Origin of the sequence: Frigoribacterium sp. CFBP9030 (genome assembly GCF_034045195.1) — a bacterium.
Classification (GTDB): domain Bacteria; phylum Actinomycetota; class Actinomycetes; order Actinomycetales; family Microbacteriaceae; genus Frigoribacterium.
Genome location: NZ_JAXCWG010000006.1, coordinates 121,651 through 147,989, shown reverse-complemented (window position 1 = coordinate 147,989; position 26,339 = coordinate 121,651). Strand labels below are relative to the sequence as shown.

Sequence of the window (26,339 nt, the reverse complement as noted above, 5' to 3'; positions counted from 1 at the left end):
ACCCGGGCGGCCCCTGGCGCACCCTGGGGTTGGGTAGCATCGTGGGCCATGGCCGCAGCAGAGAACGACCCGAACGACCCGACCACCCGCCCGGCCGCACCGGAGGGCCTCGACATCCTGGCCGACGACGCCTCGGGCGTCGAGGTCGGCGATCGCCCCGCGGCATCTCGGCGTCTCGGCCTCGTGACGTTCGTGCTGGCGCTCGCTCTGCTGGCCCTCGACGGGATCGCGGTGGCGCTCCTGGCCGGAGACCTGGTCACCCCGGCCGCGACGATCGCGCTCGTCACGATGCTGGCCTCGATCGTCGTCGGGGTCGTCGCGCTCGTCGCGGTCGTCCTCCGCCGCGGTCGCTGGTTCGCCGTGGCGGCGGTTCTTCTCAGCGTGCTGGCGAACCCGTTCGTGCTCGTCTTCCTGCTCGCCCGGGTGCTCCCCGCCTTCTGACCCGCGCCGCGGTCACCCGCACCCGCTCACCCGCACCCCGGCGTCGGCGGCCGGTCGTAGGCTGGGGCGCATGAGCGACGCCGTCTCCGACCTGTTCGACCCCACCGAGTGGCGAGAGGTCGACGGGTTCGACGGCCTCACCGACATCACGTACCACCACAGCGTCGATGGGCGGGTGGCGAGGGTCGCGTTCGACCGGCCCGAGGTCCGCAACGCCTTCCGTCCGCACACCGTCGACGAGCTCTACCGGGCGCTCGATCACGCTCGGATGAACAGCCGCATCGGCGTCGTCCTGCTGACCGGCAACGGGCCGAGCGCGAAAGACGGCGGGTGGGCGTTCTGCAGCGGTGGCGATCAGCGCATCCGCGGTCGCGACGGCTACAAGACCGAGGGCGATCAGGCGAACGTGGCCGACCCGGCGTCGGCGGGTCGCTTGCACATCCTCGAGGTCCAGCGCCTCATCCGCTTCATGCCGAAGGTCGTCGTCGCCGTCGTGCCGGGCTGGGCGGCCGGCGGCGGTCACTCGCTGCACGTCGTCTGCGATCTGACGATCGCCAGCCGCGAGCACGGCAGGTTCAAGCAGACCGACGCCGACGTCGGCTCGTTCGACGCCGGCTACGGCAGCGCCTACTTCGCGAAGCAGATCGGTCAGAAGTTCGCCCGCGAGGTGTTCTTCCTGGCCGAGGAGTACAGCGCCGACCGCGCATACGAGATGGGCGCGGTCAACCGCGTCGTCCCGCACGCCGACCTCGAGCGCGAGGCCCTCGCGATGGCGCGCACCATCCTCACCAAGTCGCCGACGGCGATCCGCATGCTCAAGTTCGCGTTCAATGCCACCGACGACGGCATCGTCGGGCAGCAGGTCTTCGCGGGGGAGGCCACGCGCCTGGCGTACGGCACCGACGAGGCCGTCGAGGGTCGCGACTCGTTCCTCGAGAAGCGCGAGCCCGACTGGTCGCCGTTCCCCTGGCAGTACTGATGCCCGTCGTCGACGCCGGGCTCGCGAGGCGGGCGTCGCGAGGCCGGCACCGCGAGCCGAGGAGGCGCGACGCATGACCCGCCCCCTCCGCCCGATCGACGCCCGTGACCAGGGCGCCGTGCTCGAGGCCCTCCGGGTCGCCCTGGCAGGTGGCCCGGCCGTCGCGCCCCGCACCGACGACCGGGTGCCCGACGACCTCCCCGCGACCGTCCCGGTGGCCGTCGCGCTCGTCGTCGAGACGAGCGGGTCGACCGGTCACGCGAAGCGCGTCGCCCTCTCCGCCGACGCCCTCCTGGCCGGGGCCGCCGCCGCCGACCAGGCGCTGTCCGGTCCGGGTCAGTGGCTGCTCGCCCTGCCCGCCCACTACATCGCCGGTCTGAACGTGCTCGTGCGGTCGATCACCGCCGGCACCGAGCCGGTGCTGCTCGGGCCGGGCGGCTTCGATCCGCGCGCCTTCGCCCGGGCGGCCCGGCGACTCGACCACCCGGTGCGCTACGTCTCGCTCGTGCCCGCGCAGCTGGCGGCCCTGCTCGACGCCGCTGAATCGGAGCGGGGGTCCGAGGCCGCAGGGGCCGGGTCCGCACCCGACGACGCCGGTGTCGCCGGGGCGCTGCGCGGGTTCGCGGCGGTCCTGGTCGGGGGGCAGGCGACGCCGGCGTCCCTGATCGCCCGAGCGCGCCTCCTCGGCGTCCCGATCGTCCGCACCTACGGGGCGAGCGAGACCTCGGGGGGCTGCGTCTACGACGGGGTGCCCGTCGGTCGCACCCGGGTCGAGATCGTCGACGGGCAGATCGAGCTGAGCGGGCCGTCGCTGTTCGACGAGTACCTGGCCGACCCCGAGCGGACGGAGGCGGCGCTCACGACGCGCGACGGCCTCCGCTGGTACCGCACGGGCGACCACGGCACGGTGTCCGACGAGGGCGTGCTGACCGTGACGGGACGCCTCGACGACGTCATCGTCTCCGGCGGCGAGAAGGTCTCGCTCGGGGTGGTCGAGCGCGTCGTGCGCGAACGACCCGGCCTCGACGCCGCCGTCGTCGTGCGCTCCCCGCACCCCCGGTGGGGCGAGGTGCCCGTCGTCGTGACCACGGGCGCGGCGCCCGATCTGCTCGAGCTGCGGCGGGCGGTCGTCGAGCGTGCAGGGCGGGCGGCCGCGCCCGATCGCGTCGTCGTGCTGGCCGCGCTGCCGCTCCTCTCGAGCGGCAAGCCCGATCGTCGCGCCCTCGAGCGCGCGGTCGGGGGCGACCGGCCGAACTAGAATCGGGCCGTGGCGAAGACGAAGAGCAAGAAGGCACGACCCGGCGGACGACCCGGCGGGCGACCCGGTCGGCAGCCCGCGCGGCGGGTGACCGCCCGCGACTGGATCGGCGGCGCTCGTCTGCGCACCCTGCCCCTGGCCGTGGCGCCGGTCGCGCTCGGCACCGGCGTCGCCGAGGCCAACGGGTCGAGCGACCTCCTCCTCGCCGTGCTGTGCCTGGTCGTCGCCGTGCTCCTGCAGATCGGCGTCAACTTCGCCAACGACTACTCCGACGGCATCCGGGGCACCGACGCCTTCCGGGTCGGGCCGTCGCGGCTCACGGCCTCGGGGGCCGTCCGTCCCCGCAGCGTCCTCCGGGTCGCGCTCGGCTCGTTCGCCGTCGCCGCCGCGGCCGGTGTCGCCGTCGTGATTCTCTCGGGTCACTGGTGGCTGCTCGCCGTGGGGGCCGCCGCCGTCGTCGCCGCATGGTTCTACACCGGCGGCAAGCGCCCCTACGGCTACAACGCCCTCGGCGAGGTCTTCGTCTTCGTGTTCTTCGGCCTCGTCGCGACCGTCGGCACGACGTACGTCCAGCTCGACCGGTTCCCGGCCGACGCCTGGATCGCGGGCGTCGCATCGGGGCTCTTCGCCTGCGCGGTGCTGATGGTCAACAACATCCGCGACATCCCCCAAGACGCCGCCGCGGGCAAGCGCACCCTGGCGGTCGTGGTCGGCGACCCGGTCGCGCGGGCGCTCTACGCGCTCTTCCTGCTGCTGCCGTTCTTGATCCTTGCGTACTTCGGGTTCCTGTACTTCGATGCGCCGTACGTCTACTTCACGCTGATCGCGGCCATCCCCGCGGCCATCATCGGCGTCACCGGTCGCACGCCGCGCGAGCTCATCCTCGCCCTGCAGCTGTCGTCGCTGACGGCGCTGCTGTGGGCGTTGGCGCTGTCGGCGGTCCTGTACTTCTAGGCTGCGGCCCGACTGCGCTCCGCTCGACGCTCAGACGTCGTCGCGGTCGGAGCGGCGGATCTCCTCGTCCTCGGCGATGTCGTCGCCGTGACGCGTCTCGGGCTTCGATCGACGCTCCGCGAGGTCGAGGGCGACACGACGTCGGAGCGGTGCGAAGAAGATGTACGAGACGCAGAGCCCGACGATCGCCGCGACGATCGTCGCGATGTAGGGGTCGATGCGGATCACGAGCAGGACGGCCAGCGCCACTGCGAAGATCCCGAGACGGATGAACGTGTACTTGACCCAGGGTTTCACCCGGCGATTCTACGGCGGCGAGACCGTGCCCCAGCCGGGTGGCTCACAGGTCGGCCACGGAAGGGCCCACGGTCAGGATCCGCACCGGGACGCCGCCTATAGTCGAGGAATGGTGAGGTTGTACGTCGTTGGCATCGTGATCGCCGCTGCCTTCATCATCTACGCCCTGGTCGACTGCCTCTTCGCGGACGCCTCCAGGTTCCGTGCTCTGAACAAGCCCCTCTGGGCGTTGATCATCGTCGTCCTGCCCGTGATCGGCGCCATCCTCTGGTTCCTCCTCGGCAAGAACCGCAAGAACCGGCAGCCCGAACGGCGCCGGTTCGTCGCTCCCGACGACGACCCCGAGTTCTCCGGCCGCTCGGCCTCCAACATCAGCGATCTCGACCGCGAGACCACCGACGAGCGCATCCGTCGTCTCGAGCAGGAGCTCTCCGAGCTCGACGAAGACGGCAAGACGGGCACGGCGTAAGCCGGCCATGTCCAGCGACCGCGACGATCAGTCGAGCGGCAGCCCCGCGACGGATTACGCCGTCGAGCTGCTGTCCGCCCTCGTCGACGTCGGCGTCCGCGATGTCGTCCTCAGCCCCGGCTCCCGTTCGCAGGCGCTGGCGCTGGCCGCCGCCGAGCTCGAGCGCTCGGGGCGGATCCACCTCAGGGTCCGCATCGACGAGCGATCGGGGGCGTTCCTCGCCCTCGGGCTGGCCGTCGAGACCGGCGCACCCGTCGTCGTGATCACGACCTCGGGCACCGCCGTCGCCAACCTGCACCCGGCCGTCCTCGAGGCCCATCACTCCGGGGTGCCCCTGGTGCTGCTGACCGCCGACCGACCGACCGAGCTGCGGGGCATCGGCGCCAACCAGACCACCCACCAACCCGGTCTCTTCGGTCGCGCGGTCGCGTTCGTCCGCGACGTCGAGGCTCCCGTCGAGGGGCCGGTCGACGTCGACGCCGTCCGCGCCCTCGCGCACGACGCCGTCTCCGCCGCCCTCGGCCACCGGCAGGCGGCCGGGGGTTCGCCGTACGGCGATCTGCCCGCCCCCGGGCCGGTGCAGCTGAACATCGCCTTCCGAGAGCCCCTGTCGGCGCCCGTCGTGCGGATCCCCGACGCCCGCCCCGATGCGGTGACCCGCGCCTCCCCGGTGTCCCGTCTCGCCCTCGAGGTCGACAGGGTCCCGGCGACGATCGTCGTGGCCGGTCACGCGGCGACCGACGAGGCCGAGCGAGTCGCCCGTGCCCTCGGTGCGCCGCTCGTGGCCGAGGTCTCGAGCGGCGCGCACTTCGGTCCCAACCTGGCGCTGGGCTATCGGGCGCTGCTCGGCGAGCACGCGTTCGGGGGCGCGGTGCGACGCGTGATCGTCTTCGGTCACCCCACCCTCACCCGGCAGATCCCGGCACTGATCCAGCGGTCCGACGTCGAGGTGATCGTCGTCCGCGGCTCGTCGCCCGAGGCCTACGACCCGGGCCGCGACGCCCGTGTGGTCGACGCCGTCGATGTCCCCGAGGGCGCCGCGGCAGTCGAGCCACGGCGGCACGGCCGACACCAGGCCGACGCGGCGGCGGTCGACGACGCCGCGGCCACTGCGACGGCCGTGGCCACTGCGACGGCCACGGCCACGGTTGCCGGCGCCGACGGCCCGTCGCCCGAAGACCGCCCGCATCGCGCCTGGGTCGGTCGCTGGGTCCAGGCCGGACGACTCGTGGTCGGCGACGACGAGTCCGCGCCCGACCTCGAGTCGGCCACGAGCGACGAACCCGCCGAGCGGGCCGCGTTCCTCCGCGGCGAGGTGGCGCTGCTGCGTCGTGAGGTCTCCCGTCGCGCCCTGGTCGAGACCCTGTGGCGCGTCACCTGGCCCCACGACCGACTCGTGCTCGGTGCGTCCCGGCTGATCCGCGAGGTCGACGAGGTCGTGCCCGGCAAGCGCATCCCCGTGCACGCCAACCGGGGTCTCGCGGGCATCGACGGCACGATCGCCACCGCCACCGGCATCGCCTACGCGAGTCAGCTCGACGAGTCGCGCCCGGGGGTCACGCGGGTGCTGCTCGGCGATCTCACCCTGCTCCACGACGTCGGCTCGATGCTCTTCGGCGACGGCGAGGTGAGACCCCGCCTGCAGGTGATCGTCGGCAACGACGGCGGGGGGACGATCTTCGACGGGCTCGAGGTGGCGGCCACGGCCCCCGCCGACGCGATGACCCGTGTGCAGTTCACCCCGCACAGCGTCGAGCTGTCGGCCCTGGCCGCGGCCTACGGGTGGCAGTACTCACGCGCGGGCACCCGGGCCGAGCTCGACCGTGACCTCGCCCGACGCTGGGACGGCCCCGTGCTGATCGAGGTCCCGCTCGTCCGCTGACCCGCCGACGGCGGCTCGACGTCCGGCCTCCGGGCGGCCGGCTCACGGCCTCCCGCGGTCTTGGTCCCCGCTTCACGCCCGAGTCGTAGGCTCGACCCATGGCCAAGACCTGGACGACCCCGCCCGCCGTGTCCCTCCGAGCCGACGACGCCGTCGACCTGGCGGCGATCGATCCGTCGTCGACGCCCGGGTTCGCGGGAGACAAGCAGTACGCCGCGCAGTCGCTCGAGTCCGGTCGTGACACTCTCGGCGACCTGCAGGAGAGATTCTTCGCCTCCAGCCGCCATGGCGGCGACAAGGGTTCCGTGCTGCTCGTGCTGCAGGGCATGGACACCGCGGGGAAGGGCGGCATCGTCCGTCACGTGGTCGGAGCCGTCGATCCTCAGGGCGTCGCGCACCACGCCTTCAAGACCCCGACGGAGGAGGAGCTCGCGCACGACTTCCTGTGGCGCGTGCGCCGCGAGCTGCCGGGCCCGGGCATGATCGGCGTCTTCGACCGGTCGCACTACGAGGACGTCCTGATCGGCAAGGTGCGCCGCCTCGCCTCGCCGGAGGAGGTCGAGGGTCGTTACGACGACATCGTCGAGTTCGAGCGCGAGCTGGCCGAGGCCGGCACGACCGTCGTCAAGGTGATGCTGCACATCTCGTCCGACGAGCAGAAGTCGAGGCTGCGCGAACGACTCGACCGCCCCGAGAAGAACTGGAAGTACAACCCCGGCGACCTCGACGAGCGCCTACTCTGGGACGACTATCAGGAGGCCTACCAGACCGCGATCAGGCGGACGTCGACCGACTCGGCTCCGTGGTACGTCGTCCCCGCCGACCGGAAGTGGTACGCCCGGGTGGCCGTGCAGCGCCTCCTGATCGACGCCCTGGCGGCACGCCGCCCGGAGTGGCCGAGCGCCGAGTTCGACGTCGAGCTCGAGAAGACCCGCCTCTCGTCCACCTAGGCGCCCGAGGCCCCGCGGGTCGCCCGCTCGCGGCCGTCTCAGCTCGGGGTCGTCTCAGCGCGGGGTCGTCTCAGCGCGGGGTCGCCTCAGCGCGGGGCCGCCCGCAGCGACGCCCCCGTGCCGCGCGGCAGGCTGAGACCCTCGACGATGCTGACCAGAGCCAGAGCCGCCAGCACGATCAGGGCGATGCGGTAGCCGGTCGGGTCGCCGACGCCGGTCGTCCCCAGCACGCCGTCGGCGATGCGGACCACCAGAGCTGTCAGAGCGACCCCGAGTCCGACGGCGAGCTGGCCGGTGATCGACGACAGCGCGTTCGCCGCACCGAGGCGCTCGGGCGGCACGTCGGCGAACTGCAGCGTGTTGTAGGCGGTGAAGCCGACCGAGCGGAACACCCCGCTCGCGAGCAGCACCAGGGCGATGACCACGGGCGACGTCTCGGCCGTCACGAGGGCCGCCCCCACGAACGTCGCAGCGAGGCCGACGGTCGAGACGGTGACGATCGGGATGACCGCGAGACGCCGCAGCAGCGGCGTCGTGAACGGCTTGACGCCGAGGTTGCCGACGAAGACCCAGGTGAGCATCAGACCGGCCTCGGCGGGCGACCACCCGAAGCCGTCCTGCAGCAGCAGGGGCACGACGAAGGGCACCCCGTTGACGACGGCGCGGTAGACCGAGCCGCTGAGGTTCGTCACCCGGAACGACGGGATGCGGAACGCCGTCAGATCGAGCAGGGGGTGCGCCACCCGACGGAACCAGCGGCCGGCGGCGAGCACCAGCAGCACCGCGAGCACGAGCAGCCCCGCGCCCGTGACGGCGGTCGGGGCGCCGCCGAGCAGCTCGAAGGCCACCACCCCCGACACGACCGCGGCGACGACGAGGCCGAGCCCGACGACGTCGAGACGGGCGCGCGGGGCACGAGGCACGGCCGGGATCACGCGCCACGCGGCGACCAGCAGCGCCGCCCCGACGGGCACGTTCACGAGGAACACCCACTGCCAGCCGAGGTGCTCGGTGAGCAGGCCGCCGACGAGCGGCGCGATGACCGGTGCCACCAGGGCGGGCCAGGTGAGGTACGCGATGGCGCGGATCAGCTCCGACTTCTCGGTGCTGCGCAGCACGATCAGGCGCCCGATCGGCACCATCATGCTGCCGGCGAGACCCTGGACGGCACGCGAGGCCGTCAGCGAGACGAGGTCGCCGCTGAGCGCGCAGGCGAGCGAGGCGACCGTGAACAGCACGATCGCGGCCAGGAACACCCGACGTGCGCCCCACCGCTCGGCGAGCCAGGCCCCGAGCGGGATGAACGCCGCCACCGCGACGAGATAGCTCGTCACCGCGATCCCCACCTCGGCGGGCACGACCTCGAAGTCGCGGGCGATGGAGGCGGTCGCCGTCGACAGGATCGTGGCGTCGAGGTTCTCCATGAAGAACGCCGCGGCCACCACCAGCGCCACCGGTCGCGACCACGACCCGGGTGCGGACTCCGCGTCGAGCCGGCCGGGCCCCGCGGGATCCCGAGGAGGCGCGGGTGGCGTCACTGCGCGAACGCCCCGACCACGGGCTGGAACTTCATGCGGGTCTCGGCGACCTCGCGATCCGGCACGGAGTCGGCGACGATGCCGGCCCCGGCGAAGGCCCGGACGGTGCCGTCGGGGGAGACCTGGGCGCAACGGAGAGCGATGGCCCACTCGCCGTCGCCGTCGGCGCCGACCCAGCCGACCGGGCCGGCGTAGCGACCGCGGTCGAACGGTTCGAGCTCTCGGATCAGAGCCAGCGCCTCCTGGGTGGGGGTGCCGGCGACGGCGGCCGTGGGGTGGAGGGACGCGATCAGGTCGAGAGAGCTCGACCCGTCGGTGAGGCGGCCTCGCACGTCGCTCGCGAGGTGCCACAGATTCGGGAGCTTGAGGGTGAACGGCTGCTCGGCCGTGACGATGCCGTCGGCATGCCGACCCAGCGAGAGCAGGAGACTACGGAGCGCGTACGAGTGCTCGTCCAGGTCCTTCGGCGAGGTCGCCAGAGCGTGGGCCGCGCGCTCGTCGCTGGCCGCGTCGACGCCCCGGGCAGCGCTGCCGGCCAGCACGCGCGCCGTCACCTCGCCGCGCTCGGTGCGGACGAGCGTCTCGGGGCTCGCGCCGATCAGCCCGTCGACCGCGAAGGTGTAGCAGTCGGGGTAGGCCGTCAGCAGGGTCGCCGCGACGAGGCGCAGATCGGCCTCGGCGGGGATCCGCCCGACGAGGTCGCGGGCCAGCACGACCTTGCTGACGTCGCGGTGCTCGATCGCCTCGACGGCGCGGGCGACGGCGTCGGCGTAACCCGCGGCCGACAGGTCGCCGTCGGTCAGTCGCAGTCGGACGGAGGCGCCCACCGGCATGGCCGCGGGCGTCGCGGCACCGTCGACCCTCGTGATCCAGGCGACGCCGTCGCGACGACCCAGCACGATCCGAGGCACGATCAGGACGCTCGTGTCGGTCGACTCGTCGTCGAAGGCGAACGAGCCGAAGGCGATCAGACCACTGCCGGCGACGCCCACCTCGTCGTCGACGGTGGCCCGGGCGGCGACCTCGCGCCAGGCGTCGGCCGCGTCGGTCATGCGGGTCGGACCGGTGCATTCGAGCCGGAGGGCCTCGCCGATGCCGGCCATCCCGGCACCGCCCCGGACGAAGATCAGGGGGTCGCGTCGATCGACGACGTCGAGGAGGGGGCTGATGTGGTCGATCCGCGTGCTGCGCACGGACAACGACGGGGCTCGGAACGACGGGAGGTCCACCGCGACAGACTACTCGCGGAGCGTGCTTCACACTCGGGCTATGCACCGGAGGTGCCGGTAGGATCGCTCCTCGTGACCAAGGCCGACATGAACAAGCAACCCGCAGAGGTCGCGTCGATGTTCGACGGCGTCGCCGCGAACTACGACCGCACCAACGACGTGCTGTCGGCCGGCAACGCCGCCCTCTGGCGCGTGGCCACCGTGAAGGCCATCGGGGCGGGCCCCGCCGACAGGGTCCTCGACATAGCAGCGGGCACGGGCACCAGCTCCGCGGCCATCGCCAAGCGCGGTGCCGAGGTCGTCGCCCTCGACTTCAGCCACGGCATGGTCGAGGTGGGGCGGAAGCGCCACCCCGAGATCGAGTTCATCGAGGGCGACGCCGAGAAGCTGCCCTTCGACGATGCCACGTTCGACGCCGTCACCATCTCGTTCGGCCTCCGCAACGTCAACCGCCCCCAGGTGGCGCTCGCCGAGATGAACCGGGTCCTCAAGCCCGGCGGTCGTCTCGTCGTCTGCGAGTTCTCGACACCGCCCTTCGGTCTGCTGCGCGCCGCCTACCGCGCCTACCTCCGCTTCGGCATGCCGTTCATCGCGCGCTTCGCCAGCAGCAACGGCCCGGCCTACACCTACCTCGCCGATTCGATCGCCCAGTGGCCCGACCAGCAGGTCCTCAGCCAGTGGCTGCGAGGTGCGGGCTTCAGCCGCGTCGCCTACCGCAACCTGTCGTTCGGCATCGTCGCGCTGCACCGCGGTCGCAAGCCGTCCGCTCCGTCGACCCGCGCCTCCTCGAAGAAGCGGGCGACCTCGTGAGCGCGGGTGGGCCGACGACCCACCGCAACAGCCTCGGCACCTCGCTCGGGCTCGGCGAGAAGCTCTTCGCGACACCGGCCGAGCGGCGCTTCGTCGCCGCCGTCGACAGCGGGCTCGAGCTCGTCGAAGAGGGTCTGCTCCGCGAGATCGCGTTCGCCGACGAGATCGCCGACGCGACCACCCGCTACCTGCTCGCCGCGGGCGGCAAGCGGGTGCGTCCGACCCTGACCCTCCTCATCGCCCAGCTGGGCGAGGGCGCGACGCCCGGCATCGTCGCCTCGGCCCAGGCCACCGAGATCACTCATCTCGCGTCGCTGTACCACGACGACGTCATGGACGAGGCGCAGATGCGCCGCGGGGTGCCGAGCGCGCAGGCCGTGTGGGGCAACAACGTCGCCATCCTCAGCGGAGACCTGCTCTTCGCCCGGGCCAGCACCATCGTCTCAGGTCTCGGCCAGGAGGCGATCCTGCTGCAGGCCGAGACGTTCGAGCGGCTCTGCCTCGGTCAGCTGCACGAGACGATCGGGCCGCGCGAAGGCGACGATCCGATCGCCCACTACATCGACGTGCTCGCCGACAAGACCGGCTCGCTCATCTCGACGGCGGCGCGCGCCGGCGTCATGTTCAGCGGCGCACCGCGCGAGTACCTCGCGCCCGTCGCCGAGTTCGGCGAGAAGATCGGCATCGCCTTCCAGCTGATCGACGACGTCATCGACCTCTCCGACCAGCCCGCCGAGACGGGCAAGAAGGCCGGCACCGACCTGCGCGCCGGTGTCGTCACGCTCCCCGTGCTCTATCTGCGCGAGCTCGCCCGCACCGACCTCGAGGCCTCGGCGCTGCTGTCCGAGATCGACCGCATCGTCGAGGCGACCCACGGCGACGTCGACGGGGCCGAGATCGACGAGTCCGCGCGCAACGCCGCCGAGACCACCCTCGACGACGAGTTCGCCGACGTGGTCCGGCGTCTGCGCGAGCACGACGTCACCGAGCGCACCCGCCTCGAGGCCCACCGGTGGGCGCGCGAGGCGCTCGACGCCCTCGCCCCGCTGCCCTCCGGCCCGGTGAAGAAGGCCCTGACCCGCTTCGCCGATCGAGTGGTCGAGCGGTCCGCCTGACCGGCACCGCCCCTCCTCGTCCCCGAATCACGCATCACCGTCAACCCGCTCGCATCGCCGAGCCCCTCAGCGAGAGAGAGAACACCGTGACCACCTTGCGACTGGCCATCGTCGGAGCCGGACCAGCCGGCATCTACGCAGCCGACATCCTGCTCAAGGCGCCCAAGGGCTTCGACGTCCAGATCGACCTGTTCGAGCAGCTGCCCGCGCCCTACGGCCTCGTCCGGTACGGGGTCGCGCCCGACCACCCGCGCATCAAGGGCATCGTCAACGCCCTGCGCGACGTGCTCGACAGCGGCGACATCCGCGTCTTCGGCAACGTGCGCTACGGCGTCGACATCACCCTCGACGACCTGAAGAAGCACTACAACGCCGTCGTCTTCTCGACCGGTGCGATCCGCGACGCCGATCTCGACGTGCCCGGCATCGAGCTCGAGGGCAGCTACGGCGCCGCCGACTTCGTCAGCTGGTTCGACGGTCATCCCGACGTCCCCCGCACCTGGCCGCTCGACGCGTCCTCCGTCGCGGTCGTGGGCGTCGGCAACGTCGCGCTCGACGTCTCGCGGATCCTCGCGAAGCACGCCGACGACCTCCTGCCGACGGAGATCCCCGACAACGTCTACGAGGTGCTCAAGGCCTCGCCCGTCACCGACGTGCACGTCTTCGGGCGCCGCGGCCCCGCGCAGGTCAAGTTCACGCCGCTCGAGCTGCGCGAGCTCGGCGAGCTCCGCGACGTCGACATGATCGTCTACGACGAGGACTTCGACCACGACGAGGCGTCGAAGACGGCCATCGCGACCAACAAGCAGGTCTTCGTGATGGACAAGGTGCTGAACCAGTGGCGTCAGCGCGAGGTCGGCGAGGCCTCGCGTCGTCTGCACCTGCACTTCTACGCGAAGCCCGTCGAGATCGTCGGCGACGAGCAGGGGCGCGTCTCGGCGTTCCGCTACGAGCGGACCCGGCCCGACGGACAGGGTGGCGTCGAGGGCACCGGCGAGGTGCGCGACGTCCCCGTGCAGGCGGTCTACCGGGCCGTGGGCTACTTCGGCTCGCCGCTCGACGGCATCCCGTTCGACGAGCGCCGCGGCGTCATCCCGAACCACGAGGGCCAGGTGATGGACGACGACAACCAGATCGTCCCCGGCGTCTACGCCACCGGCTGGATCAAGCGCGGCCCCGTCGGCCTCATCGGTCACACGAAGAGCGACGCGATGGAGACCGTCTCGCACGTCATCAACGACCAGGCCAGCTGGTGGCAGCCCGCCGAGACCGACCCCGAGGCCGTCCCGGCGCTGCTGGCCGAGCGGGGCGTCGCCTACACCGACCTCGAGGGTTGGCACCGCCTCGACGAGCACGAGCAGGCGCTCGGGGCCGCCCACGAGCACGAGCGGGTCCGCGTAAAAGTCGTCCCCCGCGACGAGATGGTGCGCGTCTCGCGCGCCGAGGCCGGGCAGACCGCCTGACCCGCGCCTCCTGAGTCCGCACGTCCGGGCCGCCCTGCGACCGTGCTGGCCGCGGGCGGCCCGTGGTGCGTCCGGCGGGACCACCGTCGGAGGGTGTCGCTAGGCTGTCCGGCATGGCAGATAGTTCTTTCGACGTGGTCAGCAAGGTCGACAAGATGGAGGTCGACAACGCCCTCCATCAGGCGCAGAAGGAGATCGAGCAGCGCTACGACTTCAAGGGCGTGGGCGCGTCCGTCGATTACAGCGGCGAGAAGCTGCTGCTGAAGGCGAACACCGAAGAGCGGGTCAAGGCCGTGCTCGACGTGCTCGAGTCGAAGTTCATCAAGCGCAGCATCAGCCTCAAGCACCTCGACGCGGGCGAGCCGTTCGCCAGCGGCAAGGAGTACCGCATCGAGGCCGCGCTCAAAGAGGGCATCGAGCAGGACCAGGCGAAGAAGATCGGCAAGATCATCCGCGACGAGGCGCCGAAGAGCGTCAAGAGCCAGATCCAGGGCGACGAGCTGCGCGTGCAGTCGAAGAGCCGCGACGACCTGCAGGCCACCATGGCTCTGCTGAAGAAGGCCGACCTCGAGGTCGATCTGCAGTTCGTCAACTTCAGGTAGTCGATGGAGATACCCACGTGGGTGGCCCCCACCCTCGCCGTGATCGGCATCGTCGTCGACATCGCGATCCGCGTCTTCGCGATCGTCTACGTGCCGATCAACCGGAGACCGCAGACGGCCACCGCGTGGCTCCTCGCGATCTTCCTGATCCCGTACGTCGGGTTCGTCCTCTTCCTCCTCATCGGCAGCAGGCGTCTGCCGCGGCGTCGCCGTGAGAAGCAGGCGGAGATCAACAAGTACATCGTCGAGACCACCGAGGGCATCGAGCGGGTCAAGCGAGACCACCCCTGGCCCGCCTGGCTCGACACCATCGTCGAGCTGAACCGCACGCTCGGCGCGATGCCCCTCGTCGGCGGCAACACGGCCGAGCTGCACTCCGACTACCAGGCCTCGATCGACGCGATGGTGGCCGCCGTCGACGACGCCCAGCGCTGGGTGCACGCCGAGTTCTACATCACGAGTCTGGACGCGACGACCGAGCCGTTCTTCGTCGCCCTCGAGAACGCTCGGCGTCGCGGTGTCACCGTGCGGCTGCTGATGGATCACATCGCCAGTCGCGGGTACCCGGGCTACCGCAAGACGCGTCGACGCCTCGACCGCATCGGGGTCGAGTGGCGACTGATGCTGCCCGTGCAGCCGTTCAAGGGCAGGTACCAGCGGCCCGATCTCCGCAACCACCGCAAGCTGCTCGTGATCGACGGCACGGTCGCCTTCACCGGCTCGCAGAACATGATCGAGCGCGGCTACCAGCGGCGGAAGAACCGCCGTCGCGGCCTCACCTGGAAAGACTTCATGGTGCGGTTCGACGGGCCGATCGTCGCCGGCATCAACGCCCTCTTCGTCACCGACTGGTACAGCGAGACCGACGAGCTGCTGCTGCGTGAGACCGACCCGGTGCACGTCGCCGACTCGGTCGAGACGATCGACTGCCAGGTCGTGCCGAGCGGCCCCGGCTTCGAGGGCGAGAACAACCTGCGGCTGTTCAACTCGCTGCTCTACAGCGCGCAAGACCGCATCATCCTCACGAGCCCGTACTTCGTGCCCGACGAGTCGATGCTCTACGCGGTCACGACGGCTGCGCAGCGCGGGCTCGACGTGCAGCTCTTCGTCAGCGAGATCGGCGACCAGCCGGTCGTCTACCACGCGCAGCGCTCGTACTACGAGGCGCTGCTGCGTGCCGGGGTGCGAATCTTCCTCTACCGCTCGCCGACGGTGCTGCACGCGAAGCACGTCACGATCGACGACGAGGTGGCGGTGGTCGGCTCGAGCAACATGGACATGCGCTCGTTCAGTCTCAACCTCGAGATCTCGGTCATGATCCGAGGGAGGCGCTTCGTGCGCCAGCTGCGCGAGGTCGAGCAGGAGTACCGCGAGGCGAGCCACGAGCTCCTCCTCGACGAATGGCTGGCCCGGCCGTTCCGGTCGAAGGTGCTCGACAACGTCGCCCGTCTCACCTCCGCAGTGCAGTAGCCCACGCCCCCGCGCCGGCGCGGGGGAGCGGCGGGTGGTCCACGGGAGGGTCGAAAGGCTGTATATTTGTCTGGCGCCTCCGGTCGGTGAACACACGGGCTGGGTGTGCATGGCAAGTTACCCAAGCGGCCAAAGGGATCTGACTGTAAATCAGACTGCTCAGCATTCGGGGGTTCGAATCCCTCACTTGCCACACACGGAACACCGAGCAACACCTCGAACGGACTCGATCACTCGAGTCCGTTCGTGTTTCACGACTCGACCCCCCCTCAGGAGGCACCGTGCCCGAGAATCCCGAGCGCGACATGCCCGACTCCGAGCGGCCAGGGCTCTGGGAGTCCGGGTTCGACGGTCGGGCCGTGTCCGCGCTCCTCGACGTGGCCCGCTCCGTCGCCACCGACGCCGCGGCGCTCGCCGCCCGACGCCGCTCCGAGGGCGTCGAGGTCGCCGCGACGAAGAGCAGCCTCGTCGACGTGGTCACGCACACCGACCGCGAGGTCGAGGAGTTCATCCGTGCGCGGCTCGCGCGCGAGCGCCCGGGTGACGGGTTCTTCGGCGAGGAGGGCGAGCCCGACGACTCCCGCACCGGGCTGACCTGGGTGGTGGACCCGATCGACGGCACGGTGAACTTCCTCTACGGGATCCCGCAGTGGGCGGTCAGCGTCGCGGTCGTCGAGCACGGCCCCGATCCGAGCTCGTGGCGTGCCCTCGCCGCCTGCGTCGTGAATCCGCTCGCCGGTGAGACCTTCGAGGCATCGAGGGGAGGAGGCGCGTGGTCGTCGGGTCGTCGCCTCACGGTCTCGACCCCCGCCTCCTTGTCCCAGTCGCTCGTGGGGACCGGCTTCTCGTACGACGCCGACAGGCGGGTCGAGCAGGCCGCCGTGCTCGGCCGGTTCATCGGGAGCGTCCGCGACATCCGTCGCATGGGGGCGGCATCGCTCGATCTCTGCGCGGTCGCCGACGGACGTCTCGACGCCTACGCCGAACGCGGATTGAAGCCGTGGGATCACGCGGCGGGCGCGCTCGTCGCGGCCGAGGCGGGGGCCGTCGTGGGCGGCGAGGGCGACGCCCCGGCCGATGAGCGGCTGACGGTCGCGGCGGCGCCCAGCATCTCCGACGCGTTCCGCGACGCCCTCGACGACGCCGGTTTCTGATCGTCGGACACCGGGCGCGGCTAGCCATTCGTTCACCGTTCGGCTACCCTGGACTGGTTCGTTACTTTTCCGTGACATGTTCTACGGGGTAGCGGCCGAGAAGAAGAGGGAGCACCCGCCTCTCCGTCCCGACAACCCCGAGGATCCATCAGACGTGTCGAAATACCAGAACATCTCCGAGCCCGCCGGCGACGGAACCCCGTCGCTTCGAGCAGAGAACGATCTTCTGGTCACCGTCTCGGACGCCCCGACGGCGAGCATCACCATCCCGACCTTCGCGACGCGCCGTGAGCTCCGCGAGGCCGAGCGTGCCGCCGCGGCCCTCGCCGCACCGACCATCGCCGACGAGTCCGAGACGGCCCGCCTCGCATCGTCCGCGGCCGCCGTCGGCGTCGAACGGGGCACCGCCGCCGCAACCGGCATCTCGTCGCCCGTCGTCGCAGCGCCTGACGTCGCACCCGTCGTTCTCGAGGGCGAGTCGGCGTCCATCGTCACGAACGACGCCGCCACCGTCCCGGCCCCCGACTCGCGTCGGGCCCGTCGCGCTGCCGAGGCCGCAGCCGCCGCCTCGGCTCGCAAGCGCTCGCCTCGCACCGTCTCGTCCACCGCAGCGAGTCCCGCCGTCGGCGCGGCAGCCACCGGGCGTCGCACCGGCCCCGCCCGCAGCTCCGGCAGCGCAGCAGGTCGCAGCGGCGCCGCCCGCAGCACCGCAGCACGCAGCGCGTCCTCGAGCCGCGCCTCCTCGGCCCGCACCTCGGCAGCATCCGCGACCACCGCCTCCCGCGGCTCGTCGTTCTCGCGCACCTCGCAGCGCGTGACCGTCGTCGGCGCCATGCTGTTCGCGAGCGCGATGCTCGTGGCGACCTCGGTGCCGGCCAACGCCTTCTTCGTCGACACCCCTGAGCTGACCGCGGCCAAGAAGGCCGCAGGTGCTCAGAGCTTCGTCGCCGCCGGCGCCGCCCCCGAGGCCAGCGTCTCGCGCGACGGCTACTCGGTCAGCACGATCGTGGTCAACGAGTACGCCTCGACCAGCTCGAGCACGTTCACGAACGATGTCGCCGGCACCGTCCAGTGGCCCTTCCAGACCGGTGTGCCGATCAGCAGCGGCTTCGGCGCGCGTCAGGTCAGCAACTGCAGCTTCTGCTCCACCTTCCACCAGGGTCTCGACTTCATCCCGGGTGCGGGCTCGCCGATCCAGGCGATCGCCGACGGCACCGTCAGCGCCGTCACCGGTCCGTCGGGCGCCTTCGGCAACCACGTCGAGATCGAGCACGTCGTCGACGGCCAGAAGGTCACGTCGACGTACTCGCACATGCAGTCCGGCTCGGTCGAGGTCTCGGTGGGAGACACGGTCACCGTCGGTCAGATCATCGGCGCCGTCGGCAGCACCGGCAACAGCACCGGCGCCCACCTGCACTTCGAGATCCACCTCAACGGCGTGCCCGTCGACCCGTACCCCTGGCTGACCGCCAACACCAACTGATCCGACCGGCACGAGCCGACGCAGGCCGGTAGGCCGGCACGAGCCGAAGCAGGCCGGTCGAGCGGCGCGGCGAGGAACGGCACCACGAGAAGACCCCCGGGCAGTCCGGCCGGGGGTCTCGTCGTTCAGCGCGTCAGGATCACACGTCGGTCTCGCGCAGCCACACCGCGGCGTTCGGCGGCAGGGCCGGTCCGTCGAGGCTCATCGTCGACAGCAGCACGTCGCCGAGGGGCAGCTCGACGGCCACCTCGCCCAGGTTGGCGAGAACCGTCACGCCCGCGCTGCGGAACGCCACGACCTCGTCGGAGTAGTCGTCCAGCCAGACGATGTCCGACGTGCCGAGGCCGATCTCCGAGCGCAGCCGGAGCGCCAGGCGGTACAGCTCGAGGGTCGAGCCCGTCACGCCGGTCTGCTCGTCGCGGGCGTAGGTCGACCAGTCGCTCGGCTGGGGCAACCAGGAGGCGCCGGTCGAGTTGAAACCGAAGGCCGGCGCCGCGGACTCCCAGGGCAGCGGCACTCGGCATCCGTCTCGCCCGTATCGTTCTCCGCCCGTGCGGAACCAGGTCGGATCCTGTCGGCTCTCGTCGGGGAGGTCGATGGCCTCGGGGAGGCCCAGCTCCTCACCCTGGTAGAGGTACGCGCTGCCCGGCAGGGCCAGCATGACGGCCGTCGCGGCCCGCGCCCTGGCGAGACCGAGCTCGGGTATCGGGAGCCCGGCGCTGCGCGGGCCGATGCCGTGGCCCTGGGGGTTCTCGGCGGTGAGGGCGAGGCGACTCGCGTGCCGGACGACGTCGTGGTTGCTCAGCACCCAGGTGCTCGGGGCCCCCACGCTCGAGAACACCTCGATCGAGGAGTCGACGACGCGCCGGATCTCGCTCGCCGACCAGCCGGTCTCGAGATACGAGAAGTTGAAGGCCTGGTGCATCTCGTCGGGGCGGACCCACTCGGCCAGTCGCGAGAGAGGCTCGACCCAGGCCTCGGCCACGAGCACGCGATCGCCCTCGTACTCGTCGAGCACCTTCCGCCACGAGCGGTAGATCTCGTGCACGCCGTCCTGACCCCAGTAGGGCGGGGGAGCGGAGTCGCCCTGACCGCCGCCCATGCTGCCCGAGTCGGCGGGGGGCGTGTAGTCGGGCAGGCCCTCGGCCTTGATCATGCCGTGGGCGACATCGACCCGGAATCCGTCGACGCCGCGGTCGAGCCAGAAGCGCAGCACGTCGACGAACTGCTCGCGCACCCAGGGGTCGGTCCAGTCGAGGTCGGGTTGCGACGAGTCGAAGAGGTGGAGGTACCACTGACCGGCCGTGCCGTCGGCCTCGGTGATCCGCGTCCAGGCCGGCCCGCCGAAGATCGACTCCCAGTTGTTCGGGGGGAGCTCGCCGTCGACGCCGCGGCCGTCGCGGAACAGGTAGTGCCCTCGCTCGACCGAGCCCGGCTCGGCCGCCAGCGCCGCCTGGAACCAGGCGTGCTCGGACGAGGTGTGGTTGGGCACGACGTCGACGATCACCCGGAGGCCGAGGTCGGTGGCGCGTGCGCGCAGGGCGTCGAAGTCGGCGAGCGTGCCGAACAGGGGGTCGACGTCGCGGTAGTCGGCCACGTCGTAACCGGCGTCGCGCTGGGGCGACCGGTAGAACGGCGACAGCCAGACGGCGTCGACCCCGAGGTCGGCGAGGTCGCCGAGTCGCGAGGTGATGCCGGGCAGATCGCCGACGCCGTCGCCGTCGGAGTCGGCGAACGATCGGGGGTAGACCTGGTAGATGACGGCGGAGCGCCACCATTCGCCGCCCTTCTCGGACGAGGCGGCGGGGGCCTCGTCGAGTGCGGTCGGCGTGTCGGTCTCGGAGTCTGCGGGGGCGTCGAGTGTGTCGCCCGTGGGCTCTGCTGAGGACATGAGGCCACGATACGGCAGGGCCTCGACCCGCCATCCGCTAGCGTGCAATCACCACCCGACCATGATTGGCGCCGACCGTGACCCCTCAGAGTGTCCCTCCGACCGTCGAGCCGTCGCCCGCGGCCTCGCAGCCCGACGAGACGCCCTTCCCGCTCGCCCTCGGCACGAACGTCTTCGGCTGGACGGTGGGCGCACCCACCGCGTTCGAGGTGCTCGACGTGTTCGTCGGAGACGGCGGACGCATCATCGACACGGCCGACGTCTACTCCGCCTGGCTGCCGGGCAACGTCGGCGGCGAGTCCGAGACGATCATCGGGCGGTGGATCGCCCGACCCGGCAACCGCGAGCGGGTCGTGCTGAGCACCAAGTGCGGCCAGCATCCCGAGGCTCCGGGTCTGACGCGCACGAGCATCCGGATGGCCGTCGACGCCTCGCTCCGTCGTCTGCGCACCGACTACATCGACTACTACTTCACCCACTTCGACGACGACGAGACCCCCCTCGACGAGACCGTCGGCGCCCTCAGCGAGCTCGTCGACGAGGGCAAGATCCGCCACCCCGCCGCGTCGAACTACACCGGCGCGCGCCTCCGCCAGGCGCTCGCGATCGCCGATCGGGACGGCCTGCATCCGTTCGCGGCGGTCCAGGCCGCCTACAACCTCGTCCGCCGGGCGGACTACGAGAGCGACGTCCAGCCGCTCGTCGACCACTTCGGTCTCGCCGTCCTCCCGCACTCCTCGTTGGCCAGCGGGTTCCTCACCGGCAAGTACCGCGGCGACGCCGGTCGAGGCGACTCGCCGAGGGGCAATCGCGCGCTCAGCTACGTGACCCCCCAGAACCTCGCCATCGTGGAGGTTCTGGCCGACATCGCCGAGCGGCAGCGGGTCGTACCCGGCGCCGTCGCCATCGCGTGGCTGGCCACGCGGCAGAACGTCATCGGAGCCCTGGCGAGCGCCCGGACGACGATCCAGCTCGAAGGTCTGCTCGACGCGGCCCACGTGGAGTTCTCCGACCACGACCTCGAGACGCTCGAGGCCGCGTCGACGCCGATCCCCTCGACCTGAGACCGGTTCCCGGGTCAGAGCCCGACGACGACCTTCGCGTCGGAGTCCCATCGCCGCATCGACACGAGACGGCTGGTGGAGACCCGCCCGGCGTCCGTCGCCTCCTCCGCCTCCTCCGCCTCGGAGAGGACCTCGATGGCCAGCGCGAGCTGGTCGGGGGACAGCCGCGAGGCGAGCGTGAGGTGAGGCATCCAGCGACCGGGGGCGGCGTGGTCGACCGGCGCCGCGCCTCCTACGCTCTCGTGCACGTCGCGGTGCAGATCGAGCAGGTCGGCGGTCGGCACGAGGGCCCGGGCGAGCACCAGCCCCCGCGGGGGTCGGCCGAAGACGATCAGGCCGGCGAACGCGACCGGCAGGGGCAGCGCCGATGCGATGCGCCGGAGGCGCGGGTCGGCCCGGTCGTCGAACCCGGCCGCCACCGAGACGGAGACGTGCGGTGCGTTGGTCGCCCCCGAGTGGTGCGCGAGCGAGGGCAGACCGGCGTCGGCCAGCACCTGCCACGAGTCGCGGACGGCGCGGTCGGTCGTCTCGTCGAGGAGCAGTTCGATGCTGTGCACCCTCCGAGTCTGCTCCGACGCCGCACCCGTCGGCGCACCCGCAGTCGCACTCGTGCGAGGTGGCATCAGCACCCCTCCGGCTCTGCTAACATTGCCTGGTGCCAATCGGCCGCGAGCAGTTCGCGACCTGGTGGTCACGCCCCGATAGCTCAGTGGTAGAGCACTTCCATGGTAAGGAAGGGGTCGTCAGTTCAAACCTGACTCGGGGCTCCGGCTGTCACCATCCCGTCGCTGAGCGATCCGACGGGGTTCACAGCCTGCGGCGGGGTAGCTCAGTTGGTTAGAGCACACGGCTCATAATCGTGGTGTCGCGGGTTCGAGTCCCGCCCTCGCTACCGCAAGGCCCTCTTCGGAGGGCCTTCTCCCGTCATGCGGTGTCGACCCGCCCGGCCTTCACCGGTCGTGTGCCAGCGGCGGCGGCATAGCATGACGTATGTCCGCTCTCGCCGACCCCGTCAGCATCCGCAGCATCGGCACAGCCGTTCCCGACACCGTCATCCGTCAAGACCACATCCGCGACGTCTTCCGCTCGCAACCCGGGTTGAGCCGGCTGGCGACCCGGCTGGTGGGCTCCGTTTTCGACGCCGCCGCCATCGACACGCGGCACACGGTCATCGACGAGCTCGGCGTGGCCGTGCCCGACGCGACCGCGACCGCGCCCGACGTGACCGCGACCGTTCCCGACGCGGCCGCGACCGCGACCGACGCGATCGACGTCGAAGGCACCGCGACCCCGCCCGTCTTCCTCGACCCCGAGACCGGCCTGATCCTCGACCCCGGCACCGGGGCTCGCAACGACGTCTACGTCGAGCGCAGCCCGGCCCTCTTCGAGGCGGCCGCGCGCGATGCGCTCGATCGCGCCGACGGGATCACCGCCGCCGACGTCACGCACGTCGTCACGGTCTCGTGCACCGGGTTCTTCGCCCCGGGGCCCGACTACCTGCTCGTCCGGGCGCTCGGGCTCGCGCCGTCGACCCGGCGGCTGCACATCGGCTTCATGGGCTGCTACGGGGCGTTCCCCGCGATCCGCTCGGCCCGTGACACCTGCCTGGCCGACCCCGACGCCGTCGTGCTGGTCGTCTGCGCCGAGCTGTGCACGCTGCACCTCCGCAGCTCGTCCGACCCCGACGCGATCGTCGCGTCGTCCGTCTTCGCCGACGGAGCCGCCGCCGTGATCGTGACGGCCCGACCCGCACCGGCCGGCAGCCGGGTGCTCGACGTCGAGGCCCTCGAGACGGTGCTGACGCCGGTCGGCGAGGGCGACATGGCCTGGAGCATCGGCGACAGCGGCTTCGACATGGTGCTGAGCAGCTACGTCCCGCACATCGTCGAGGAGCACGTCGACGAGGCCCTCGCCGCACTCTGGGTCGACGGCCTGAGTGCCGCCGACGTCGATCTCTGGGCCGTGCATCCCGGCGGCCGCAGCATCGTCGACCGGGTGCAGAGCCGACTCGGCCTCGACGACGCCCAGATCGCGGCGTCGCGTCGGGTGCTGCGCGACTCGGGCAACATGTCGAGCGCGACGGTGCTCTTCGTGCTGCGCGAAGCCCTCGAGAGCGGAGGAGGCGCGTGGTCGTCCACCGCGCCTCCTCGGCCCCAGAGGATCGTCGCGATGGCGTTCGGACCCGGGCTGACGGTCGAGACGGGTTCGTTCCGCAGCCGGGTCGCGTCGTGAGCCGAGCGGCGGAGGCGGTCCGGGGCGACCGGCGCGTCGACCTGAGCCGCCGGGACGTCGGGCTCGTCGAGCTGATGGACGACCCCGCGTGCGACCTCGACCGCCTCGAGCGCACGTACGCGGCGTTCCCGCTCGTCAACGGCGTCGTCGCGGGGTGGGGGCGGGTCTACCGCGAGCTGCTGCGTCCCCTGCTGTCGGCGGAGCGGACGCTGCGGGTGCTCGATGTCGGCTCGGGCGGCGGAGACGTCGCACGGTGGCTGGTCCGACGCGCCCGACGCGACGGTCTGCGGCTGCAGGTCGTGGCGGTCGACCCTGACGAGCGGGCCCACGCATGGGCGTCCCGTCGACCCGAGCCCGGCGTCGAGTACCGCTGCGTGTCGAGCGGCGAGCTCGTGGCTGCGGGCGAGACGTTCGACGTGGTGATCTCCAATCACGTGCTGCATCACCTCGACGACGAGGCTCGCGAGTCCGTGCTCGCCGACAGCGAGCGCCTGGCCGACCGGCTCGTCGTGCACAGCGACATCCGGCGGGCCCGCCTCGCGTACCTGGGCTACTGGCTCGGCAGCCTGGTGCTCGACCGCCGGTCGTTCGTCCGGGTCGACGGCCTGCGATCGATCCGGCGGAGCTTCCGGGTCGACGAGCTGCGCGCCGTGGCCCCTCCCGGGTGGCGGGTCGTCGGGCGCGAGCCGTTCCGCCTGTGGCTCCTGCACGAGACGCCCGCCCCGGGCCGAGGAGGCGCGGTGTCGGAGTCGACGGCGGCCGGGGCCCCGCAGGCGGTTCGCCTCCCGGGAGGAGGCCGCGCATGATGCGGATGCACGACGTCGTCGTGGTGGGCGGCGGCTCGGTGGGGGTCTTCGCCGCGCTGCTGCTGGCCCGGCAGGGGGTCGACGTGGCGGTCTGGGAGCGCCGCGCCGCGCCTCCTGAGCTGTCTCGGGCGATCGGGATCCATCCGCCGTCGCTCCGGGCGTTCGAGGCCGTCGATCTGGCCGACGAGATCGTCGCCGGCGCGGTCCGCATCACCGATGCCGAGGCGCGGGGTTCGGGCCGCACCCTCGGCCGGCTGGGTTTCGGGGCGGCCGACAGCCGGTACCCGTTCGTCGCGGCGAGACCGCAGTCCGAGACCGAGCGGCTGCTGAGGGCCCGGCTCGAATCTGCGGCGCCGGGGTCGCTCCGCCGCGGCGTCGAGCTGCGATCGCTCGAGCAGAGCTCCGAGCACGTCGTGCTGCACGGGGTCGGCCCCGACGGTCCGGTCGAGATCGCGGCTCGATTCGTGCTGGCGGCCGACGGCGCCCGCAGCACCGTCCGGCGCCTTCTGGGCATCTCCGCCCCCGTCGTCGAGCGCGGCGACCACTACGCGATGGCGGACGTCCGAGACGACACGGGCGACGGCGACCGGGCCGTCGTCTCGGTCGAGCGCGCCGGGGTCGTCGAGTCGTTCCCGCTGCCGGGAGGCGTGCGCCGGTTCGTCGTCGCCACGGACGCTCCGGCCGAGAACGTGACGGCCGAGACCGTCGTGCGACTCGTGACGGAGCGGACCGGTCTCCCGCTCGACGCGGCGACCAGCACGATGACCAGCGCGTTCTCGGTGCGGACCCGGCTGGCGACCTCGACCGTGGCCGGACGCGTCGTTCTGCTCGGCGACGCGGCCCATCAGATCAGCCCGATCGGCGGTCAGGGGATGAACCTCGGCTGGCTCGACGCGCAGGCGGTCGTCCCGGTGGTCCGACAGGCCCTCCGTCGGGCCGGTGGGCGTCGCCTCGACCCTCAGGCGTTCGCCCGATACGAGGAGGCGCGGGGTCGGTCGGCCCGGCGTGCAGCCCGTCAGGCGCAGCTGAACACCGTGCTCGGCCGCCCGTGCGGACCGGTCGCCTCGGCGGTCCGTCAGAACGGGCTCCGTGTCGCCCTCGCTCTGCCGACCGCGAGGCTGCTGGCCGCCACCTACTCGATGCGGTTCGCCTGACCCGGGATCCGTCGACGTCGGGCCGGCCGCGACACCGTGGCGCCTGTGTCAGCCGGCGGTGAGAGCCGCGCCGCTCGTGGCGAGCTGGGCGACGAGCACGAGCGCCGCGAGCATGATCAGTCGGAACAGCAGTCGCGACGAGCGCCCTCGCACGACCGCGATCGCACCGACGACGGCCAGGGCGACGACGACCGCGGCCCCGGCCACCGCGAAGATCCCGGACTGCCGCTCGGCCGTGCCGCCGGTCGTGAGCTGACCGACGAGCGCGAGACCCGCCGCCGTGCCGAGCGCGCCGAACGCCACGAGCCCCGCGCGGAGCCGACCCAGTCGGTGCGGCAGCCCCACGACGCCGGTACGGGCGTCGTCGCCGAGATCGGGCAGGACGTTCGTGAAGTGGATGGCGACGCCGAACACGGCACCGACGCCGAGGGCCCAGACGGCGGGCGGCGTCGGCGGCGCCGCGGCGAGCGTGACGACCGCGGGCAGCACGCCGAAGCTGACGACGAAGGGGACGACCGATGCCACGGTTGACTTGAGCCCGGCGTTGTAGGCGAGGCCGGAGGCGACCAGGACGGCGTGGGCCACGCCCGTGCCGACGCCGAGGGTGAAGGGCAACACGAATCCGACGACGGCGCACGCCACGGCGACGGTCGTGACCGCTCGAGTGGAGACCAGCCCCCGGGCGATCGGCTTGTCGAGTCGCCCGACGGCACGATCGCGCTCGGCGTCGAGGAGGTCGTTCGACAGCCCGATCGTCAGCTGGCCGGCCAGCACCGCGAGGGCGACGACGGCGAGTCTGATGGGCGGGAGACCGACGGCGATGCCGAGCACGACGGTCAGCACGGTGACCATCAGGGTCGGCCCGGGGTGCGACGAGCGCCAGACGGCGCCGAGGAGCGTCACCTGCCGGCTCCCGTCGCTGTGGGCAGTGAGCGGACGATACGGAAAAGCGTGCCCGGACCGTGGAAGGCCCGGGCACGTGATCCGGTGCCCACCGGCCGCGGGAGCGAGCGGATCAGAACCAGCTCCAGACCGAGAGAGGACACCTGCGCCGAGTTACCATCCCAGACGTGGGTCGAGCATACGTCGACCCGGTCG

At 71.9% G+C, this 26,339-nt stretch carries 24 protein-coding genes and 3 tRNA genes; 21 read left to right on the top strand and 6 right to left on the bottom strand.

The features are described from left to right. Positions 1 to 48 precede the first annotated feature (48 nt). The 4 genes from SOM13_RS09045 to SOM13_RS09030 all read left to right on the top strand — a co-directional run bounded on the left by SOM13_RS09045 (position 49) and on the right by SOM13_RS09030 (position 3,632). On the top strand, positions 49 to 441 hold the full coding sequence (locus SOM13_RS09045) for a hypothetical protein (protein ID WP_320479491.1): 393 nt from the start codon (positions 49 to 51) through the stop codon (positions 439 to 441). A gap of 70 nt (positions 442 to 511) precedes the next feature. Next, positions 512 to 1,420, top strand: coding sequence for a 1,4-dihydroxy-2-naphthoyl-CoA synthase (locus SOM13_RS09040; RefSeq protein WP_192058818.1), 909 nt, complete (start codon positions 512 to 514; stop codon positions 1,418 to 1,420). 73 nt (positions 1,421 to 1,493) lie between these two features. Continuing rightward, positions 1,494 to 2,678, top strand: coding sequence for an AMP-binding protein (locus tag SOM13_RS09035; RefSeq protein ID WP_320479490.1), 1,185 nt, complete (start codon positions 1,494 to 1,496; stop codon positions 2,676 to 2,678). Between the two features lie 9 nt (positions 2,679 to 2,687). Further along, positions 2,688 to 3,632 (top strand): 1,4-dihydroxy-2-naphthoate polyprenyltransferase, encoded by a 945-nt coding sequence (locus tag SOM13_RS09030; protein WP_192058814.1) that lies wholly within the window; start codon positions 2,688 to 2,690, stop codon positions 3,630 to 3,632. Positions 3,633 to 3,662: 30 nt separating this feature from the next. Here SOM13_RS09030 and SOM13_RS09025 read toward each other — a convergent pair whose 3' ends face one another. Beyond that, the gene (locus tag SOM13_RS09025; protein WP_192058812.1) at positions 3,663 to 3,929 is read right to left on the bottom strand and encodes a DUF4229 domain-containing protein; all 267 of its coding nucleotides are present in this window, start codon (positions 3,927 to 3,929) and stop codon (positions 3,663 to 3,665) included. A 109-nt stretch (positions 3,930 to 4,038) separates the two neighbouring features. Here SOM13_RS09025 and SOM13_RS09020 point away from each other — a divergent pair, with 109 nt between their 5' ends. The 3 genes from SOM13_RS09020 to SOM13_RS09010 all read left to right on the top strand — a co-directional run bounded on the left by SOM13_RS09020 (position 4,039) and on the right by SOM13_RS09010 (position 7,230). Further along, complete coding sequence (locus tag SOM13_RS09020; RefSeq protein ID WP_192058810.1) at positions 4,039 to 4,398, top strand: PLD nuclease N-terminal domain-containing protein; 360 nt, start codon at positions 4,039 to 4,041, stop codon at positions 4,396 to 4,398. Positions 4,399 to 4,405: 7 nt separating this feature from the next. Continuing rightward, a complete protein-coding gene (gene menD, locus SOM13_RS09015; RefSeq protein WP_320479489.1) occupies positions 4,406 to 6,280 on the top strand; it encodes a 2-succinyl-5-enolpyruvyl-6-hydroxy-3-cyclohexene-1-carboxylic-acid synthase in 1,875 nt (624 codons plus the stop codon). Positions 6,281 to 6,378: 98 nt separating this feature from the next. Next, positions 6,379 to 7,230 (top strand): PPK2 family polyphosphate kinase, encoded by an 852-nt coding sequence (locus tag SOM13_RS09010; RefSeq protein WP_320479488.1) that lies wholly within the window; start codon positions 6,379 to 6,381, stop codon positions 7,228 to 7,230. 86 nt (positions 7,231 to 7,316) lie between these two features. On the opposite strand, the gene SOM13_RS09005 is transcribed toward SOM13_RS09010, so the two are convergent. Next, positions 7,317 to 8,768 carry an MFS transporter gene (locus SOM13_RS09005; protein WP_320479487.1) on the bottom strand — a complete coding sequence of 484 codons (1,452 nt, stop codon included), beginning with the start codon at positions 8,766 to 8,768 and terminating at the stop codon, positions 7,317 to 7,319. Next, positions 8,765 to 9,997, bottom strand: coding sequence for an isochorismate synthase (locus tag SOM13_RS09000; protein ID WP_320479486.1), 1,233 nt, complete (start codon positions 9,995 to 9,997; stop codon positions 8,765 to 8,767). The genes SOM13_RS09005 and SOM13_RS09000 overlap by 4 nt, the downstream gene beginning before the upstream one ends. 72 nt (positions 9,998 to 10,069) lie before the next feature. On the opposite strand from SOM13_RS09000, the gene ubiE reads away from it, so the two are divergent. From ubiE to SOM13_RS08960, 8 genes are all read left to right on the top strand, one after another. Further along, on the top strand, positions 10,070 to 10,807 hold the full coding sequence (gene ubiE / locus SOM13_RS08995) for a bifunctional demethylmenaquinone methyltransferase/2-methoxy-6-polyprenyl-1,4-benzoquinol methylase UbiE (RefSeq protein WP_320479485.1): 738 nt from the start codon (positions 10,070 to 10,072) through the stop codon (positions 10,805 to 10,807). Further along, positions 10,804 to 11,922, top strand: coding sequence for a polyprenyl synthetase family protein (locus tag SOM13_RS08990; protein WP_243215405.1), 1,119 nt, complete (start codon positions 10,804 to 10,806; stop codon positions 11,920 to 11,922). Before ubiE ends, SOM13_RS08990 begins: the two co-directional genes overlap by 4 nt. An 86-nt stretch (positions 11,923 to 12,008) precedes the next feature. After that, complete coding sequence (locus SOM13_RS08985) at positions 12,009 to 13,385, top strand: FAD-dependent oxidoreductase (protein ID WP_192058800.1); 1,377 nt, start codon at positions 12,009 to 12,011, stop codon at positions 13,383 to 13,385. A gap of 113 nt (positions 13,386 to 13,498) precedes the next feature. Further along, positions 13,499 to 13,987, top strand: a complete 489-nt coding sequence (locus SOM13_RS08980) for a YajQ family cyclic di-GMP-binding protein (RefSeq protein ID WP_192058798.1) — start codon at positions 13,499 to 13,501, stop codon at positions 13,985 to 13,987. Positions 13,988 to 13,990: 3 nt separating this feature from the next. Then, a complete protein-coding gene (gene cls / locus SOM13_RS08975) occupies positions 13,991 to 15,457 on the top strand; it encodes a cardiolipin synthase (protein ID WP_192058796.1) in 1,467 nt (488 codons plus the stop codon). 111 nt (positions 15,458 to 15,568) lie between these two features. Further along, positions 15,569 to 15,650 (top strand) — tRNA-Tyr (locus SOM13_RS08970). Positions 15,651 to 15,762: 112 nt separating this feature from the next. Beyond that, complete coding sequence (locus SOM13_RS08965; protein WP_320479507.1) at positions 15,763 to 16,611, top strand: inositol monophosphatase family protein; 849 nt, start codon at positions 15,763 to 15,765, stop codon at positions 16,609 to 16,611. A 154-nt stretch (positions 16,612 to 16,765) separates the two neighbouring features. Further along, entirely contained in the window at positions 16,766 to 18,094 is a 1,329-nt protein-coding gene (locus SOM13_RS08960) for a M23 family metallopeptidase (RefSeq protein WP_320479484.1), read from the top strand. Between the two features lie 139 nt (positions 18,095 to 18,233). On the opposite strand, the gene SOM13_RS08955 is transcribed toward SOM13_RS08960, so the two are convergent. Then, positions 18,234 to 19,985 carry a glycoside hydrolase family 13 protein gene (locus SOM13_RS08955; RefSeq protein ID WP_320479483.1) on the bottom strand — a complete coding sequence of 584 codons (1,752 nt, stop codon included), beginning with the start codon at positions 19,983 to 19,985 and terminating at the stop codon, positions 18,234 to 18,236. A 77-nt stretch (positions 19,986 to 20,062) separates the two neighbouring features. On the opposite strand from SOM13_RS08955, the gene SOM13_RS08950 reads away from it, so the two are divergent. Then, positions 20,063 to 21,049: an aldo/keto reductase gene (locus tag SOM13_RS08950; RefSeq protein WP_192058789.1), complete on the top strand. Its 987-nt coding sequence runs from the start codon at positions 20,063 to 20,065 to the stop codon at positions 21,047 to 21,049. Positions 21,050 to 21,063: 14 nt separating this feature from the next. Here the strand turns inward: SOM13_RS08950 and SOM13_RS08945 are convergent, their stop codons facing one another. After that, positions 21,064 to 21,606: a 2'-5' RNA ligase family protein gene (locus SOM13_RS08945; RefSeq protein ID WP_320479482.1), complete on the bottom strand. Its 543-nt coding sequence runs from the start codon at positions 21,604 to 21,606 to the stop codon at positions 21,064 to 21,066. 138 nt (positions 21,607 to 21,744) lie between these two features. On the opposite strand from SOM13_RS08945, the gene SOM13_RS08940 reads away from it, so the two are divergent. The 5 genes from SOM13_RS08940 (at position 21,745) to SOM13_RS08920 (ending at position 25,241) form a co-directional block, all read left to right on the top strand. Further along, positions 21,745 to 21,816 (top strand) — tRNA-Thr (locus SOM13_RS08940). 51 nt (positions 21,817 to 21,867) lie between these two features. Beyond that, positions 21,868 to 21,941 (top strand) — tRNA-Met (locus tag SOM13_RS08935). A 98-nt stretch (positions 21,942 to 22,039) separates the two neighbouring features. Continuing rightward, complete coding sequence (locus SOM13_RS08930; RefSeq protein ID WP_320479481.1) at positions 22,040 to 23,281, top strand: type III polyketide synthase; 1,242 nt, start codon at positions 22,040 to 22,042, stop codon at positions 23,279 to 23,281. Continuing rightward, positions 23,278 to 24,087, top strand: a complete 810-nt coding sequence (locus SOM13_RS08925; protein WP_320479480.1) for a class I SAM-dependent methyltransferase — start codon at positions 23,278 to 23,280, stop codon at positions 24,085 to 24,087. Before SOM13_RS08930 ends, SOM13_RS08925 begins: the two co-directional genes overlap by 4 nt. After that, entirely contained in the window at positions 24,084 to 25,241 is a 1,158-nt protein-coding gene (locus tag SOM13_RS08920; RefSeq protein WP_320479479.1) for an NAD(P)/FAD-dependent oxidoreductase, read from the top strand. The genes SOM13_RS08925 and SOM13_RS08920 overlap by 4 nt, the downstream gene beginning before the upstream one ends. A gap of 48 nt (positions 25,242 to 25,289) precedes the next feature. Here SOM13_RS08920 and SOM13_RS08915 read toward each other — a convergent pair whose 3' ends face one another. Beyond that, complete coding sequence (locus SOM13_RS08915) at positions 25,290 to 26,144, bottom strand: UbiA family prenyltransferase (RefSeq protein WP_320479478.1); 855 nt, start codon at positions 26,142 to 26,144, stop codon at positions 25,290 to 25,292. Between the last annotated feature and the right edge of the window lie 195 nt (positions 26,145 to 26,339).

Excerpts from the sequence above, each read along its gene's own strand:
- SOM13_RS09045 (WP_320479491.1), top strand. The coding sequence starts at position 49 with ATGGCCGCAGCAGAGAACGACCCGAACGACCCGACCACCCGCCCGGCC.
- SOM13_RS09040 (WP_192058818.1), top strand. The coding sequence starts at position 512 with ATGAGCGACGCCGTCTCCGACCTGTTCGACCCCACCGAGTGGCGAGAG.
- SOM13_RS09035 (WP_320479490.1), top strand. The coding sequence starts at position 1,494 with ATGACCCGCCCCCTCCGCCCGATCGACGCCCGTGACCAGGGCGCCGTG.
- SOM13_RS09020 (WP_192058810.1), top strand. The coding sequence starts at position 4,039 with ATGGTGAGGTTGTACGTCGTTGGCATCGTGATCGCCGCTGCCTTCATC.
- menD (WP_320479489.1), top strand. The coding sequence starts at position 4,406 with ATGTCCAGCGACCGCGACGATCAGTCGAGCGGCAGCCCCGCGACGGAT.
- SOM13_RS09010 (WP_320479488.1), top strand. The coding sequence starts at position 6,379 with ATGGCCAAGACCTGGACGACCCCGCCCGCCGTGTCCCTCCGAGCCGAC.
- SOM13_RS08980 (WP_192058798.1), top strand. The coding sequence starts at position 13,499 with ATGGCAGATAGTTCTTTCGACGTGGTCAGCAAGGTCGACAAGATGGAG.
- cls (WP_192058796.1), top strand. The coding sequence starts at position 13,991 with ATGGAGATACCCACGTGGGTGGCCCCCACCCTCGCCGTGATCGGCATC.
- SOM13_RS08965 (WP_320479507.1), top strand. The coding sequence starts at position 15,763 with ATGCCCGACTCCGAGCGGCCAGGGCTCTGGGAGTCCGGGTTCGACGGT.
- SOM13_RS08955 (WP_320479483.1), bottom strand. The coding sequence starts at position 19,985 with ATGTCCTCAGCAGAGCCCACGGGCGACACACTCGACGCCCCCGCAGAC.
- SOM13_RS08930 (WP_320479481.1), top strand. The coding sequence starts at position 22,040 with ATGTCCGCTCTCGCCGACCCCGTCAGCATCCGCAGCATCGGCACAGCC.
- SOM13_RS08920 (WP_320479479.1), top strand. The coding sequence starts at position 24,084 with ATGATGCGGATGCACGACGTCGTCGTGGTGGGCGGCGGCTCGGTGGGG.